Below are 1,599 nucleotides of genomic sequence, written 5' to 3'. Positions count from 1 at the left end.
CGGCCGGTTAGCACCAGTTCCCTACACCCATTACTGAGCTTCCAGGTCTGACCTATTGAACCCGTGTTCTGCGGGGGGCCTTATCCCACCAAGTGGGTGAGAAACCTGATCTTGGAGAAGGTTTCCCGCTTAGATGCTTTCAGCGGTTATCCTGACCGAACGTGGCTATCCAGCGGTGCCCCTGGCGGGACAACTGGTGCACCAGAGGTTCGTCCGTCCCGGTCCTCTCGTACTAGGGACAGGTTTCCTCAAGTTTCTGACGCGCGCGGCGGATAGAGACCGAACTGTCTCACGACGTTCTAAACCCAGCTCGCGTGCCGCTTTAATGGGCGAACAGCCCAACCCTTGGGACCTGCTCCAGCCCCAGGATGCGACGAGCCGACATCGAGGTGCCAAACCATCCCGTCGATATGGACTCTTGGGGAAGATCAGCCTGTTATCCCCGGGGTACCTTTTATCCGTTGAGCGACACCCCTTCCACTCGGGGGTGCCGGATCACTAATCCCGACTTTCGTCCCTGCTTGACTTGTAAGTCTCGCAGTCAAGCTCCCTTGTGCATTTACACTCGCCACCTGATTGCCGTCCAGGTTGAGGGAACCTTTGGGCGCCTCCGTTACATTTTAGGAGGCAACCGCCCCAGTTAAACTACCCGCCAGGCACTGTCCCTAAACCCGATTCAGGGTTCGAGGTTAGATGCCCAATACGATCAGAGTGGTATTTCAACAACGACTCCGCCCCAACTGGCGTCGAGGTTTCACAGTCTCCCACCTATCCTACACAAACCGTACCGAACATCAATACCAAGTTGTAGTGAAGGTCCCGGGGTCTTTTCGTCCTGCCGCGCGTAACGAGCATCTTTACTCGTAGTGCAATTTCGCCGAGTCTATGGTTGAGACAGTTGAGAAGTCGTTACGCCATTCGTGCAGGTCGGAACTTACCCGACAAGGAATTTCGCTACCTTAGGATGGTTATAGTTACCACCGCCGTTTACTGGGGCTTAAATTCTCCGCTTCACCCTTGCGGGTTAACGGGTCCTCTTAACCTTCCAGCACCGGGCAGGCGTCAGTCCGTATACATCGTCTTGCGACTTCGCACGGACCTGTGTTTTTAGTAAACAGTCGCTCCTCACTGGTTTCTGCGACCGGATCCCGCTCCCACCGCAAGGGTGTTCACGATATTCCGGTCCCCCTTCTCCCGAAGTTACGGGGGCATTTTGCCGAGTTCCTTAACCATAGTTATCTCGTACGCCTTGGTATGCTCTACCTGACCACCTGTGTCGGTTTGGGGTACGGGCCGTGTGTGTGCTCGCTAGAGGCTTTTCTTGGCAGCAGAGGATCACCGAATTCGCCTCAACCGGCTATGCGTCACCTCTCAGGATTAGTGAGCGACGGATTTGCCTATCGCTCTCCCTACCGGCTTGCCCCAGTGTTACCACTGACTGGTACGGCTACCTTCCTGCGTCACCCCTTCGCTTGACTACTACCAGCGAAGTTCCCACGCAGCCCCAGAACTCCACACCCCCGAAGGGGAGTGATCGATCCGGTTTTGGGTGGTTAGTACCGCTGATTCGTCACGGGCGCCCACACACGGGTACGGGAA

The 1,599-nt window shown here is 56.1% G+C and carries 1 rRNA gene; it reads right to left on the bottom strand.

The features are described 5' to 3' along the window. A 23S ribosomal RNA gene (locus CXY78_RS00065) occupies nt 1–1,599 on the bottom strand; the annotation flags it as partial.

Origin of the sequence: Cryobacterium sp. N19 (genome assembly GCF_002929595.1) — a bacterium.
GTDB lineage: Bacteria > Actinomycetota > Actinomycetes > Actinomycetales > Microbacteriaceae > Cryobacterium > Cryobacterium flavum.
This window is presented reverse-complemented; position numbering and strand designations above follow the sequence as displayed.